13 protein-coding genes are annotated in these 13,863 nt (G+C 64.3%); 3 read left to right on the top strand and 10 right to left on the bottom strand.

The window, feature by feature from the left end; genetic code table 11:
- Positions 1–69: 69 nt before the first annotated feature.
- The 10 genes from dapC to D9V29_RS10010 all read right to left on the bottom strand — a co-directional run bounded on the left by dapC (position 70) and on the right by D9V29_RS10010 (position 10,675).
- Positions 70–1,182, bottom strand: coding sequence for a succinyldiaminopimelate transaminase (dapC, locus tag D9V29_RS09965; RefSeq protein ID WP_121673162.1), 1,113 nt, complete (start codon positions 1,180–1,182; stop codon positions 70–72).
- Positions 1,183–1,185: 3 nt separating this feature from the next.
- On the bottom strand, positions 1,186–1,503 hold the full coding sequence (gene fdxA, locus D9V29_RS09970) for a ferredoxin (RefSeq protein ID WP_121673163.1): 318 nt from the start codon (positions 1,501–1,503) through the stop codon (positions 1,186–1,188).
- Positions 1,504–1,541: 38 nt separating this feature from the next.
- Complete coding sequence (locus tag D9V29_RS09975; RefSeq protein ID WP_121673164.1) at positions 1,542–2,009, bottom strand: hypothetical protein; 468 nt, start codon at positions 2,007–2,009, stop codon at positions 1,542–1,544.
- A gap of 44 nt (positions 2,010–2,053) precedes the next feature.
- Entirely contained in the window at positions 2,054–2,368 is a 315-nt protein-coding gene (locus D9V29_RS09980; protein WP_121673165.1) for an AzlD domain-containing protein, read from the bottom strand.
- Complete coding sequence (locus D9V29_RS09985; protein ID WP_121673206.1) at positions 2,365–3,087, bottom strand: AzlC family ABC transporter permease; 723 nt, start codon at positions 3,085–3,087, stop codon at positions 2,365–2,367. The genes D9V29_RS09980 and D9V29_RS09985 overlap by 4 nt, the downstream gene beginning before the upstream one ends.
- A gap of 126 nt (positions 3,088–3,213) precedes the next feature.
- On the bottom strand, positions 3,214–5,121 hold the full coding sequence (typA, locus tag D9V29_RS09990; protein ID WP_121673166.1) for a translational GTPase TypA: 1,908 nt from the start codon (positions 5,119–5,121) through the stop codon (positions 3,214–3,216).
- Between the two features lie 194 nt (positions 5,122–5,315).
- Complete coding sequence (locus tag D9V29_RS09995) at positions 5,316–7,064, bottom strand: dipeptide ABC transporter ATP-binding protein (protein ID WP_121673167.1); 1,749 nt, start codon at positions 7,062–7,064, stop codon at positions 5,316–5,318.
- Complete coding sequence (locus tag D9V29_RS10000) at positions 7,061–8,008, bottom strand: ABC transporter permease (protein WP_121673168.1); 948 nt, start codon at positions 8,006–8,008, stop codon at positions 7,061–7,063. Before D9V29_RS10000 ends, D9V29_RS09995 begins: the two co-directional genes overlap by 4 nt.
- Entirely contained in the window at positions 7,998–8,927 is a 930-nt protein-coding gene (locus D9V29_RS10005) for an ABC transporter permease (RefSeq protein ID WP_121673169.1), read from the bottom strand. The genes D9V29_RS10000 and D9V29_RS10005 overlap by 11 nt, the downstream gene beginning before the upstream one ends.
- Before the next feature lie 125 nt (positions 8,928–9,052).
- Positions 9,053–10,675, bottom strand: a complete 1,623-nt coding sequence (locus D9V29_RS10010; RefSeq protein WP_121673170.1) for a peptide ABC transporter substrate-binding protein — start codon at positions 10,673–10,675, stop codon at positions 9,053–9,055.
- A 229-nt stretch (positions 10,676–10,904) separates the two neighbouring features.
- On the opposite strand from D9V29_RS10010, the gene D9V29_RS10015 reads away from it, so the two are divergent.
- The 3 genes from D9V29_RS10015 to D9V29_RS10025 all read left to right on the top strand — a co-directional run bounded on the left by D9V29_RS10015 (position 10,905) and on the right by D9V29_RS10025 (position 13,699).
- Complete coding sequence (locus tag D9V29_RS10015; protein WP_121673171.1) at positions 10,905–11,672, top strand: CPBP family intramembrane glutamic endopeptidase; 768 nt, start codon at positions 10,905–10,907, stop codon at positions 11,670–11,672.
- A gap of 99 nt (positions 11,673–11,771) precedes the next feature.
- Entirely contained in the window at positions 11,772–12,122 is a 351-nt protein-coding gene (locus D9V29_RS10020; protein ID WP_121673172.1) for a DUF485 domain-containing protein, read from the top strand.
- Entirely contained in the window at positions 12,119–13,699 is a 1,581-nt protein-coding gene (locus tag D9V29_RS10025; protein WP_121673173.1) for a monocarboxylic acid transporter, read from the top strand. Before D9V29_RS10020 ends, D9V29_RS10025 begins: the two co-directional genes overlap by 4 nt.
- Positions 13,700–13,863 lie beyond the last annotated feature (164 nt).

Consider the following 13,863-nt stretch of genomic DNA (forward strand, 5'->3'; position numbering starts at 1 on the left):
AGCCTAATCGGGTTGACAGCCTATCGTCGCCATCGTCAACGAGGGCCAGCGATGTCTGGAGGATTTCTCCTAAAGCACGGATGCCCGGAGCCTGGCGGCCGCAGCGGCGATGCGATCGTCTGTCGCTGTCAGCGAGAGTCGAACGTGCTCGGGATAGAAATCACCGTAGAAGACACCGGGTCCTGCGAGGATCCCGAGGTCGGCGAGGCGGTCGATGGACGCCCAGGCGTCGCGACCCTCCGTCGCCCACAGGTACAGTCCCGCTTCGCTCGAGTCGATTCGGAACCCCGCGGCTTCGAGCGCGGGGACGAGCACAGCGCGCCGTGCGCGGTACCGTTCTCTCTGCTCCTCAACATGCCGATCGTCGCCGAGGGCGGCGACCATCGCTGCCTGAAGTGGGGCCGGCAGCATGAGTCCCGCGTGCTTGCGGACCGTGAGGAGGCGGGCGAGGGTTCTCTCGCATCCCGCGGCGAATGCTGCCCGGTACCCGGCCATGTTCGACTGCTTGCTGAGCGAGTAGATCGAGAGGATCCCGGCTGTGTCCCCGCCGGTCACGCGAGCATCCAGGATGCTCGGAATCGGCTCGCTCGCCCACGGCCCGGTCCAGCCGAGCTCCGCGTAACACTCATCGTTCACGATGAGAGCGCCGAGTTCGCGGGCGCGGCGAACCGCAGTACGCAGGTAGTCGACGTCGAGGACCCGACCGTCCGGGTTCCCCGGGGAGTTCAGCCAGATGAGCTTCGTGCCCTTCGGCCACTCCTCAGGCCGATCGGATGCCACGGCGACTGCCCCGCAGAGCGCGGCTCCGATCGCATAGGTCGGGTATGCGGCCGTCGGGTGGACGATCGTGTCGCCGGCACCGATTCCGATCATGAACGGAAGGAGCGCGACGAGTTCCTTGGAGCCGATGCTCGGGAGCACGGAATCGACGGTCAGGCCGGTCACTCCCCTGCGCCTGGAGTACCAATCGACGATGGCCTCTCGCAGGGCCGGGGTTCCCGCGGTCGTGGGATAGGCGTGGGCGTCGGTCGCGTGTGCCAGTGCCGTCCGTACGACCTCGGGGGTGGCGTCGACCGGAGACCCGATCGAGAGGTCGGCTATTCCGTCCGGGTGGGCCCTGGCGCGCTGTGCGTACGGCACCATGGCATCCCACGGGTAATCGGGAAGCGGCTGCAGCGCCACCGGTCAGGCCTGCGGAGGCAGGACAGCGATGACGGGGTGGTCGTACTTGATGACACCGACCTTGGCTGCTCCGCCCGGAGAGCCGATCTCGTTGAAGAACTCGACGTTGGCCTTGTAGTAGTCAGCCCATTCGTCGGGCAGGTCGTCTTCGTAGTAGATCGCTTCGACGGGGCAGACCGGTTCGCATGCACCGCAGTCGACGCATTCGTCCGGCTGGATGTACAGCGAGCGTTCACCCTCATAAATGCAATCGACGGGGCATTCATCGATGCACGCTCGGTCTTTGACATCCACACACGGGAGGGCGATGACGTAGGTCACAGTTGGCTCGGTTCCCTTCGACGACAGGAAACCCCAGTCTACGCCTCCGGTTGACGGGGCAGGTCCAATCGCGGTGCGGTCGGGGGCTTCGTGGTAGTGGAGCGTTGCGGAAGCCGCGGCCACGCGACGATGATCGTGGCGATCAGAACCGGGGCGACCGACCAGAACAGGCCGATGAGTCCCTGCGGGATGAGGATCGAACCTCCGGGGCTCGCGAGCGAGAAGAGGGCGATCATGCCGACCAGCCCGATCGCTGCGCACAGCACGGCCAGACGGTCATCGAAGAGAAGCCGGAAGCCGAGAAGGAGGGCGAGGCTGCCGAGAACAGCGAGGACGAGCCCCACCGGCAGGTCGGTTCCCCCGATCGGCACGACGTTCTGGTGTGCCACCGTTCCGACCGTCCCGTAGATGGCGCCGACGAGGAGGGAGAGTACGGCACCCGTCAGTCGGGTTGACAGCGGGGTGGCCCCTGGTGCCGGAGCGGGCTGGCTGTTGTCGAGGGTCACGGCCTCAAGTTTACCCGCGCGGCATCCCCCGTCTTCGCCGTCCTTCAGGCCATCCCGGTCCAGAGCCTCAGGACTGCCGCCACCGCGGCCGCGGCGATGACAACGACAAGGAATGGCGCACGGAGCCAATACAGCAGACCCGCTACGGCAAGAGCCGGCACGCGAGCGTCGACGACGAGTTGCTGACCGGTGCCGAGAGTCTGCACCGCGATGAGGGCGGCGAGCAAGGCGACGGTGAGCAGGTCGGCGGTTCGGGCTGTGGCAGGGTTCTCCAGCCAGGAGGCGGGTATGGCGTACCCGGCCAACTTGATCGCGACGCACGCGATGGAAGCGAGGAGCACGATGTGCCAGAGCGTCATGACAGCGATGCCTTCCGTCTCGGTGCGCCGAGCCAGTTCGTCAGTCCGAAGACGACGGCGACAACGGCGGCGGCGATCACCGGCACGCCCGGAGCGACGACGGGCGTGAGAGCGGCAGCGATCACGGCGGCCGCTGACGCCACGGCGATGGTCTGGTGGCTTCTCAACCGCGGCCAGATCAGGCCGAGGAACGCCGCGGCTGCGGCAGCGTCGAGGCCATAGGCACGCGTGTCCCCCATCAGATCACCGATGAGAGCTCCGAGAAGCGTGGTGAGGTTCCAGCCGACGTAGACGATGATCCCGGTCACCCAGAAGCCGCGCTTGCGAGCTTCAGGGTCGTCCTGCGCGAGGGCGACCGCCGTCGATTCATCGATGGTCACCCAGGCCGCCGCGACAGTGCGCCACCAGCCTGACACGCCGACGACGGGCTTCATTCGCATGCCGTAGGCCGCATTCCGCACCCCGAGCAACACCGCGCTGGCGATGGCTGTTGACCCTGCCGCCGCTCCCCCCGAAGCGAGGACGCCGACGAGCGCGAACTGGGATCCCCCGGTGAACATGACGAGACTGAGCACACACGCCTGCCAGACGTCGAGACCGGCAGCCACGGCAAGCGCGCCGAACGAGACACCGTACGCGGCCGTGGCGACACCGACGGCAACCCCCTGTCTGGTGGCGACCTGGAGCGGTGATCTGGCCGCTCGAGGCTCCGCGGTCACGAGGGGCGGGATGTCGGCGCGACGCGGACGGACACAGGACACGGGCAGGACATGAAACCCAGAGTAGCGCCAACGACGAAGCGCCCGGAATCCGTGGATTCCGGGCGCTTCGTTCGAGCGGTGCTGCTACTCGTTCTGCTTCTTGAGACGGCTCGTCATACGCGCACGGGCGTTGGCGTCGAGTTCGACCTTGCGGATGCGGACGATGGCCGGGGTGACCTCGACGCACTCGTCTTCGCGGGCGAACTCGAGGCACTCCTCAAGGGAGAGCTGGCGTGACGGCGTCATCGACTCGAACGTGTCCGAGGTCGACTGGCGCATGTTCGTCAGCTTCTTTTCCTTGGTGATGTTGACGTCCATGTCGTCAGCGCGCGAGTTCTCGCCGATGACCATGCCCTCGTAGACCTCTTCGGTCGGGTTGACGAAGAACGTCATCCGCTCCTGGAGGGCGATGATGGCGAACGGGGTGACGACGCCGGCGCGGTCGGCGACGATCGAGCCGTTGTTGCGGGTGACGATCGATCCAGCCCACTCGTCGTACCCGTGCGAGATCGCGTTGGCGATTCCGGTACCGCGGGTCAGCGTCATGAACTCGGTGCGGAACCCGATGAGGCCACGCGACGGAACGATGAACTCCATCCGGACCCAGCCGGTGCCGTGGTTCGCCATGTTGTCCATGCGGCCTTTGCGCGCCGCGAGAAGCTGGGTGATGGCCCCGAGGTATTCCTCAGGCACGTCGATGGTGAGGTGCTCGTACGGCTCGTGCGTCTTGCCGTCGACCTTCTTGGTCACAACCTGCGGCTTGCCGACGGTCAGTTCGAAGCCTTCGCGACGCATCTGCTCGACGAGGATCGACAGTGCGAGTTCACCTCGGCCCTGCACCTCCCACTTGTCGGGCGAGCCGACGTCGAGGACACGCAGAGAGACGTTGCCGACGAGTTCACGGTCGAGGCGATCCTTGACCATGCGGGCGGTGAGCTTGTGGCCCTTGACCTTGCCGACGAGCGGCGACGTGTTCGTTCCGATGGTCATCGAGATGGCCGGCTCGTCGACGGTGATCGTCGGAAGCGGGCGGACGTCGTCCGGGTCTGCGAGCGTCTCACCGATGGTGATGTCAGGGAACCCGGCGACCACGACGATGTCGCCGGGGCTGGCGCTCTCGGCGGGGTAGCGGTCGAGAGCCTTGGTGATGAAGAGCTCGGTGACGCGCACGTTGTGCACGGATCCGTCGTGCTTGACCCATGCCACGGTCTGGCCCTTGTTGATCGTGCCCTGGAAGACGCGAAGCAGTGCGAGGCGGCCGAGGAATGGAGATGCGTCGAGGTTGGTGACGTGAGCCTGAAGGGGGTGCTCGTCGTCGTAGACCGGAGCGGGGATGTGCTTGATGATCGCGTCGAACAGCGGCTCGAGGTCATCGTTGTCCGGCAGGGTGCCGTTCTCCGGCTTGTTCCAGCTCGCGGCTCCGTTGCGGCCGGATGCGTAGACGACGGGAACGTCGAGAACAGCGTCGAGGTCGAGATCGGGAACGTCGTCGGCCATGTCGCTCGCGAGCCCGAGCAGGAGGTCCTGGCTCTCGGCAACGACCTCGTCGATGCGGGCGTCTGGGCGGTCGGTCTTGTTGACCAGGAGAATCACGGGCAGCTTGGCCTCGAGCGCCTTACGGAGCACGAAGCGGGTCTGCGGCAGCGGGCCCTCGCTCGCGTCGACGAGAAGCACGACACCATCGACCATGGACAGGCCGCGCTCGACCTCACCACCGAAGTCGGCGTGGCCGGGGGTGTCGATCACGTTGATGGTGATCGGGCCGTTCGATGCGTGCTTGCCCTTGTACGACACCGCGGTGTTCTTCGCGAGGATCGTGATGCCTTTTTCGCGCTCGAGCTCGTTCGAGTCCATGGCGCGTTCTTCGAGGTGTGAGTGTTCGGCGAATGAGTCCGTCTGCCGGAGCATGGCGTCAACCAGCGTCGTCTTGCCGTGGTCAACGTGAGCAACAATCGCTACGTTTCGGAGGTCGTCGCGCGAAGCAAGCGCCATGAAAAAATTCCTTACAGAAAATGGATGCCGCTCGTCGTTTCGGTCGCGGCGGAAAAGGGATAGATCGGATCAGAGTCCGACCCAACAGATTATCCTACCGCACTGTCCCGGTCCGCTTGCTGGGAGGCATCCCAACAACAAGCGGGGCGGCTCCGAGATGGAGCCGCCCCGCCGTGTTCGTATGGATGAGGCGCCTAGCGGCCGAACTCGAAGTCACCGCCGGGAATCGCCGCGAGCAGCTCCTGCGTGTACAGCTCCTTCGGGTTGTCGAAGACCTCGTCGGTCGTCGCCGCCTCGACGATCCTGCCCTTCTGCATGACACACACGTTGTCGGCCACGAGGCGGACGACGGCGAGGTCATGCGTGATGAAGAGATAGGTCAGGCCGAGGTCCGTCTGCAGCTCGGTGAGCAGGTTGAGGATCTGGCCCTGCACGAGCACGTCGAGCGCCGAGACGGCCTCGTCGAGCACGAGGACGTCAGGTTTGAGCGCGAGGGCACGGGCGATCGCGATGCGCTGCCGTTGGCCACCCGACAATTCGCTCGGGTAGCGGAAGCGCGTCGCCGAAGGCAGCGACACCTGGTCGAGGAGCTCGCGGACGCGGGCCTCGCGCTCCTTGGCCGTTCCGATCTTGTGTGCGAGAAGCGGTTCCGCGATCGTGTTGCCCACGCTGTACTGCGGGTCGAGGGAACCGTACGGGTCCTGGAAGACGGGCTGGACCCGGCGGCGGAACTTGAGCAGCTCTGACCCGCGCAGTCCGGCGACGTCCTGACCGTCGAACTCGATTTCACCGCTCGTGATGCTCTCGAGCTGCAGGATCAGCTTCGCGACCGTCGACTTGCCCGAACCGGACTCGCCGACGATCGCGGTCGTTGTGCCCTTCTGAACACCGAACGACACGTCGTTGACGGCGAGAAGCTCGTCGTGGCGGAATCCCTGCTTGCGGATGCGGTACATCTTCGACACGTTCTTGACGGAGATGAGGTCCTTCGTCGGAGCAGCGTGCTCGCGTTCGGCCGCACGGGCGAGCAGTGCGTCGTCGAGCGAGCCTTCGGAGAAGATCTCTGCCTCGTCGGGCGCCTGGTGCTTGACCGACTGGATGCGACGCGATGCGAGGCTCGGAGCCGCGGCGACCAGTCGCTGGGTGTACGGGTGCTTCGGGTTCGCGAGGATCTCCTGCGACGGTCCTGACTCGACGACCTTGCCCTTGTACATGACGACGAGTTGCTCGGCGCGCTCCGCAGCGAGGCCGAGGTCGTGGGTGATGAACAGCACGCTCGTGCCGTAGTCACGCGTGAGCGTCGCAAGGTGGTCGAGGATCGTGCGCTGCACGGTGACGTCGAGCGCCGAGGTCGGCTCGTCGGCGATGAGCAGCTTGGGGCGCGACGACAGTCCGATTCCGATGAGGACGCGCTGGCGCATACCGCCCGAAAACTGGTGAGGGTACTGCTTGAGCCGGTCGGCGGCATCCGACAGACCCGCCTCCTTGAGCACCTGGATGGTGCGCAGTCGTGCTTCCTTGCCCTGAGCGATGTTGTTGGCCTTGATGGCCTCTTCGACCTGGAATCCGATCGACCACACCGGGTTGAGGTTCGACATCGGGTCCTGCGGAACGTATCCGATGTCGTTTCCGCGGACGGCCTGGATCTCACGTGCTGACAGCTTGGTGAGGTCGCGGCCCTCGAAGAGGATCTGCCCCCCGGTGACCTTGCCCGTGCCGGGCAGCAGGTCGATGATGGCTTGCGCCGTCGTCGTCTTGCCGGATCCTGATTCCCCCACGATCGCGAGGGTCTGACCCGCATACAGCGTCAGGTCGACGCCGCGAACAGCGGGGACGATGCCACGCTGCGTCTCGAATCCGACCTCGAGGTCGCGGATCTGCAGCAGAGGCGCGTTGGCCTCTCCTTCGAGCAGGCTGACGGTTTCGGAGACTGGCTGGCTCATCGGCGTGCCCTCGCCTTCGGGTCGAGTGCATCGCGAACGACGTCGCCAAGCATGAGGAATGAGAGAACGGTGATCGACAGCGCCGCTGCCGGGTACAGCAGGACCTGCGGGCTTGTCCGGATGGAGGTCCGCGCCTGCCCGATGTCGTTACCCCAGGACATGATCGTCGGCGGGAGGCCGATACCGAGGAACGACAGGGTGGCCTCGGCGACGATGAACGTTCCCAGTGAGACCGTTGCGATGACGATCACGGGAGCGATCGCGTTCGGGATCACGTGCCGGAGCAGGATCTTGAACCTCGTCACGCCGAGGGCGACGGATGCCATGACGTAGTCGGAGTTCTTCGCACTCAGGACCGCGCCGCGCATGATTCTCGCGATCTGGGGCCAGGCGAAAAGCGCGAGAACGACCGCGACCGTGATCGGGGTGCGGACCGGGAGGACCGACATGAGGACGATGGCGCCGAGGACGGTCGGGACCGCGAAGAAGATGTCTCCGAGACGCGACACCAGGGTGTCGAGAATTCCGCCGTAGAACCCGGCGAGTGCGCCGATCGCTCCTCCGACGAGGGTGACGAGCAGCGTGGCCATGAGTCCGACGGTGATGGACGCCTGGGTTCCGTGGATGATGCGCGAGAAGACGTCACAGCCCTGTCGCGTGAATCCGAACGGATGCCCCGCGGACGGCGCGCCGTTGCTGTCGGACAGCTGGCACGAGCGGGGGTCGATCGGTGTGAAGAGGCCAGGAGCGACCGCGACGATGAGGATGAGCAGAATCAGGATCGACGAGATCCAGAAGCTGGGACGGCGACGCATCGAGTCCCAGGCATCCGCCCACGTGCTGCGAGCCTTCTGCGTTTCGTCGAGGACGTCCACCGCGGCGACCGGAGTCTCCTCGATCGGCGCGACGTAGTGTCCCTGCGGGGTGAAGTTTTTACTTGGCATAGCGAATCCTTGGGTCAAGCGCCGCGTAGAGGAGGTCGACGAGCAGGTTGGCGACCACGAAGATGATGACCATCACTGCGATGAACGAAACGACCGTCGGGCCTTCGCCGAGAGTGACGGCGCGGTAGACGACTCCACCGACTCCGTTGATGTTGAAGATGCCCTCGGTGACGATCGCACCGACCATGAGCGATCCGAGGTCGACACCGAGGTAAGTGACGACAGGCACGAGCGAGTTACGCAGCACGTGCACCGTGACGACACGTCGCCGGGAAAGCCCCTTTGCCGTCGCCGTGCGCACGAAGTCTGCATTGAGGTTGTCGGCGACGCTGGCCCGTGTGAGGCGCACGATGTAGGCGAACGACACGGATGCCAGCACCAGCGCTGGCAGGATGAGCTCTCCCCACGGGGCGGCGCTCGAGACCGTCGTTCGCGCCCAGCCCAGTTGAACTCCGAAGATGAGCTGCAGGACGAATCCGACGACGAAGGTGGGAACCGAGATGAGCAGGAGGCTGACGACGAGCGCGGTGGCGTCGAACAGCTTGCCCTTGCGAAGGCCGGCGATGAGGCCGACGAGGATTCCGGCGAAGGCTTCGAACGCGAGGGCGAGCATCGCGAGTCGGAAGGTGATCGGGAAGGCCTGAGCCATGACGTCGGCGACCGGTCGACCGGAGTAGGTCGTTCCGAAGTCACCCTGGAAGAGTCCGGCGATGTACAGGAAGTACTGGACGATGAACGGCTTGTCCAGGTTGTACTCGGCACGAATGATCTCGATGACGCCGGGGGCGGGCGGGCGGTCACCGTAGAGAGCGGCGATGGGGTCACCCGGTAGGGAGAAGACCATGAAGTAAATCAGGAAGGTCGCCCCGAAGAAGACGGGGATCATTTGGAGGATGCGTTTGCCTGTGTACCAGAGCATCAGGCAGTCTCACCGGGTTGAATGGGCATTAACGTCGCAATCACTGGAGAAGTCTAATCAATGAAATGTCCGGGGCGTTTCCGCCCCGGACACTTCACTCGTTGTATTTACTGGGCTGGTGGAGCTTAGCCCTTGGTGATCTGGTGATACAGCGGAACGGAGTTCCAGCCGAAGACCACGTTGTCGACGGTGTCAGCGGAGACACCCGTGACGTTGGAGTACCACAGCGGGATGGACGGGAGGTCCTTGAGCAGGACTTCCTGGGCTTCCTGGTACTTCGCGGTCGCGTCTTCAACGCTGGACGCCTGTGCGCCTTCCTTGAGGAGGGCGTCGAACTCTTCGCTCGAGTAGTCCTCGTAGTTCGATCCGGCACCGGTCTGGTACAGCGGAGCGAGGAAGTTGTACATCGACGGGTAGTCCGCCTGCCATCCTGCGCGGGTTCCACCGGTCAGCTTGTCAGCGTCGCGGTCTTCGAGAGCAGCAGCGAACGTCGCGTACGGCTTGCCAACGGCTTCGATACCGAGCGTGTTGGAGATGCTGTTGACGACTGCGTCGACCCAGGCCTGGTGGCCACCGTCGGAGTTGTATGCGAGGTCGAACACGGTGTCGCCGTAAGGAGCGATCGCGTCGGCTTCAGCCCACAGCTTCTTGGCTTCATCCGGGTTGTACGCGAGAACGTCGGCGCCTTCGAGCTTGTCGGTCCAGCCGTCGATCACCGGGGAGGTGAAGTCGGTGGCCGGGGTCCTGGTGCCCTGGAAGATCACGTCGGTGATCTCGTCGCGGTTGATCGCCATCGAGATCGCTGCGCGGCGGAGTTCGCCTTCTTCGCCTGACCAGTGCTCGAGGTAGTACGGCATGTTGAAGCCCTGGAAGATAGCGGCCGGCTGGTTGACAGCGCGGTCACCGAAGGTGTCTTCGTAGGTCTCGAATGCCGAGTCGGGAACGGCGTCAAGCACGTCAAGGTTTCCACCCTCGATGTCCGCGTATGCGGCATCCTGCGTGGCGTAGAAGATGATCTCGAGGCCACCGTTGGCGGGCTTGCGAACACCGTCGTAGTCCGGGTTGGTCACGAGGCTGATCTTCTCTTCGTGAACCCATGCGCCTTCTTCAGCGAGCATGTAAGGACCGTTGCCGATCGGGTTCTCGCCGAAGGCTTCCATGTCCTCGAACGCTGCCTCGGGCAGCGGCGAGTACGCCGAGTAGCCCAGGCGCAGCGGCCAGTCAGCCTCAGGAGCCGCAAGCTCGACCGTGAAGGTCTGCTCGTCGACGACCTTGAGGCCGGTCAGTTCGGAGTCCTTCTCGTAGTCGAAGCCGACGATGTTGTCGAAGAAGTACGAGGAGCCCTGTGCGTTGCTGAACAGCGCGCCGTAGTTCCATGCGTCGACGAACGAGTTCGCGGTGACGGGCTCGTCGTTCGTGAACGTCCAGCCCTCCTCGAGCGTGACGGTCCAGTTGGTGGCGTCGTCGGACTCGATCGACTCAGCGACCTCGTTCTCGATCTCGCCCTCCGCGGTGTAGGAGACGAGGCCCGAGAACAGCGAGTCGATGATCTTGCCGCCACCGGTCTCGGTGGTGTTGGTCGGGATCAGCGGGTTCTGGGGTTCGCTACCGTTCGTGGTGATGATCGCCGAAGCGTCACCCTTGGACTCTTCAGCGGCCGGCTCGTTGCCCGACGCGCAGCCGGTCAGCGCGAGTGCGCTGGCAGACAGCAGCGCAAGGGCGCCGAGGCCAATGCGTGATTTCTTCAATTTTCCTCCTGTGCAAGTGAGCACGGCAGGCAGAATCATGCCCCATCTACCGCGCTGGATACACAAACCCTAAGTATCGTTGAGCGCATCCGCAAAATTACTCGGGCAATCGTTACATACCGGTAACTCAATCTGAAGAATCTTGCACCCGCACATCGAATACCGCGGTTTACTGCGTGCCCGGTGTCGTATTGCACCAAATCAGCCCAGAACACGACCAGGAGTGAGAATGCCCGAGAGCGACCGCGCGCGAGCATGGTGGGAGATCACCATCGTTCTCGGCCTCAGCCTCGGGGCATCCGCCGTCTATTCAGTACTGTCTCTGGTCGCCCGGGTGACGGACGATACTCCCCTCGCAAATCAGTCCGCCCGGCTCAACACGTCGAGGAGCGAGCGGGAGTGGCTCGATTTCAGCTACCAGTTTCTCGGCATCTTCTTTGAGCTGTTCGTCGTTGCTCTCGTGGTCTACCTGTTGTGGCGGCGAGGGCAGAGCGGCTTCAACCGGATCGGACTCGATTTTGCCGGTGGCGGACGCGACGCGGGACGCGGCATCCTGTTGTTCCTCGCCATCGGCATCCCCGGCATCGCCCTGTACGCGATCGGTCGATTGACCGGCATCACCGTCGCTGTCGAGGCCTCTCCCCTCGAAACGTACTGGTGGACCATCCCGGTTCTGATCCTGTCGGCTCTGCGCGCCGGGCTCGTCGAAGAGGTCATCGTCGTCGGCTATCTCTTCACCCGGCTTCGCGAGCGAGGCTGGTCCGACTGGCTGATCATCCTGGCCACGTCACTTCTTCGTGGCAGTTATCACCTCTATCAGGGCTTCGGCCCGTTCGTCGGCAACGTCCTGATGGGTCTCCTGTTCGGATGGTGCTATCGGCGCTGGGGCCGGGTGATGCCGCTGGTGATCGCGCACACCCTGCTCGATGTGGCCTCGTTCGTCGGGTACCCGATCGCCGCAGGCCTGTGGCCTGAGTTGTTCGTCGCAACAAAATGACTCCAGAAACCTTGTCGCTCGAGACGTCGGCCCACTAGGGTTTCCCCCAGCGCACAGAGCCGTGCGTCGCGCAGCGTTGCGCGAACTCTCAGGAGGATCATGGCCCACGACGACACGGGGACAAACGTTCCCAGCACCGCCATCGACTATGTGGCAATCGAAGAATCCCCCGCCTTCATCGAACACAAACGGAGGCATCGAAGTTTCGTCTTCCCCCTCGCCATCGCATTCCTGCTCTGGTACTTCCTCTACGTTTTCCTCGCGGACTACGCTCACGACTTCATGTCGATCAAGGTGTTCGGAAACATCAACGTCGGCCTGCTGCTCGGTTTGAGCCAGTTCGTCACAACCTTCGCCATCACCACCTGGTACGTCTCCTTCGCCAACCGCAAGCTCGACCCGGCTGCCGAGAAGTTCCGCAACGAACTCGAGGAGGCTGAGCGCGCATGAACGTCGGCGACCCCATCCTGAATATTTCCATCTTCGCGGCGTTCGTCGTCGTGACCCTCATCATCGTGCTGAGGGTTTCGCGCACCAACAAGACAGCAAATGATTTCTATGCCGCAGGACGCTCGTTCAGCGGTGGCCAGAACGGAACGGCGATTGCGGGCGACTACCTGTCCGCCGCATCCTTCCTCGGTATCTGCGGCGCGATCGCCATCAACGGCTACGACGGATTCCTCTACTCCATCGGGTTCCTCGTCGCCTGGCTCGTTGCGCTTCTGCTCGTCGCCGAGCTGCTCCGCAACACCGGCAAATTCACGATGGCGGATGTTCTCTCCTTCCGCCTCAAGGAACGTCCGGTTCGCCTCGCAGCGGCGACCGCAACGCTCGCCGTCTGCTTCTTCTATCTGCTCGCTCAGATGGCAGGAGCCGGTGGACTCGTCTCGCTGCTCCTTGGAGTGAACGACCGGCTCGGTCAGTCCGTGGTCATCGCGGTCGTCGGATTCATCATGATCTTCTACGTCCTCATCGGTGGAATGAAGGGCACGACCTGGGTACAGATCATCAAGGCCGTCCTCCTCATCGCCGGCGCAGGCGTCATGACGGTCTGGGTTCTCGCCCTCAACGGGTTCAACCTCTCCACGCTCCTCGGCCAGGCGGCTTCCGTCGCAGGTGAAGGCATCCTGAACCCGGGCGCCCAGTACGGACTGACCGGGCTGTCGAGGCTCGACTTCGTCTCGCTCGCCCTCGCTCTCGTTCTGGGAACCGCCGGCCTGCCGCACGTACTCATGCGGTTCTACACCGTGCCGACCGCGAAGGAAGCCCGTCGCAGTGTCGTCTGGGCGATCTGGTTGATCGGTCTGTTCTACCTGTTCACGCTGGTCCTCGGCTATGGCGCCGCGTACCTCGTCGGCAAGGACGCCATCCTCGCCGCACCGGGCGGCGTGAACTCGGCAGCACCACTGCTCGCCTTCGAGCTCGGCGGTTCCATCCTCCTCGCTGTGATCTCGGCCGTGGCGTTCGCGACCATCCTCGCGGTTGTCGCCGGCCTCACCATCACGGCGGCGACGTCATTCGCGCACGACGTCTACGCGAACGTCATCAAGAAGGGAGCGGTACCGCCGAACGGCGAGGTGAAGGTCGCCCGCATCACCGTCGTCGTGATCGGCGTCCTCGCGATCGTCGGCGGAATCGGCGTGCAGGGGCAGAACATCGCGTTCCTCGTCGCCCTCGCATTCGCCATCGCGGCGAGCGCCAACCTGCCGACGATCCTGTACTCCCTGTTCTGGCGCAAGTTCACCACCCGTGGTGCGCTCTGGAGCATGTACGGCGGTCTCGGCTCGGCACTGCTGCTGATCATCTTCTCGCCGGTCATCTCCGGGGCAGAGACGTCGATGTTCTCGAACGTCGACTTCTCGTGGTTCCCGCTCAGCAACCCCGGCATCGTGTCGATTCCTCTCGGCTTCTTCCTCGGCTGGCTCGGAACTGTCACGTCGTCGGTCAAGGAGGACCCGCAGATCGCGGCCGAAATGGAGGTGCGCTCGCTCACCGGCCACGGTGCGGAGAAGGCTTCTTCGCACTAGTTCGTGTGGCGGGCGGGGAGGTGTTTTCTCCTCAGCTCCGCGAGGCGAAGCCTTGCGAAAGGCGGCAGCCCTAACCAAGGCAATCTCGAATACAAGACGGCGACCCGCAACCATCTCGGTGGTTGCGGGTCGGCTGCGTCGCCGGGGGCGGTCCCTGGGCATCG

It is taken from the genome of Mycetocola manganoxydans (assembly GCF_003667545.1).
Lineage (GTDB): Bacteria > Actinomycetota > Actinomycetes > Actinomycetales > Microbacteriaceae > Mycetocola_A > Mycetocola_A manganoxydans.

Excerpts from the sequence above, each read along its gene's own strand:
- D9V29_RS10020 (WP_121673172.1), top strand. The coding sequence starts at position 11,772 with ATGGCCCACGACGACACGGGGACAAACGTTCCCAGCACCGCCATCGAC.
- D9V29_RS10005 (WP_121673169.1), bottom strand. The coding sequence starts at position 8,927 with ATGCTCTGGTACACAGGCAAACGCATCCTCCAAATGATCCCCGTCTTC.
- D9V29_RS09980 (WP_121673165.1), bottom strand. The coding sequence starts at position 2,368 with ATGACGCTCTGGCACATCGTGCTCCTCGCTTCCATCGCGTGCGTCGCG.
- D9V29_RS10000 (WP_121673168.1), bottom strand. The coding sequence starts at position 8,008 with ATGCCAAGTAAAAACTTCACCCCGCAGGGACACTACGTCGCGCCGATC.
- D9V29_RS10025 (WP_121673173.1), top strand. The coding sequence starts at position 12,119 with ATGAACGTCGGCGACCCCATCCTGAATATTTCCATCTTCGCGGCGTTC.
- typA (WP_121673166.1), bottom strand. The coding sequence starts at position 5,121 with ATGGCGCTTGCTTCGCGCGACGACCTCCGAAACGTAGCGATTGTTGCT.
- D9V29_RS10015 (WP_121673171.1), top strand. The coding sequence starts at position 10,905 with ATGCCCGAGAGCGACCGCGCGCGAGCATGGTGGGAGATCACCATCGTT.
- D9V29_RS09995 (WP_121673167.1), bottom strand. The coding sequence starts at position 7,064 with ATGAGCCAGCCAGTCTCCGAAACCGTCAGCCTGCTCGAAGGAGAGGCC.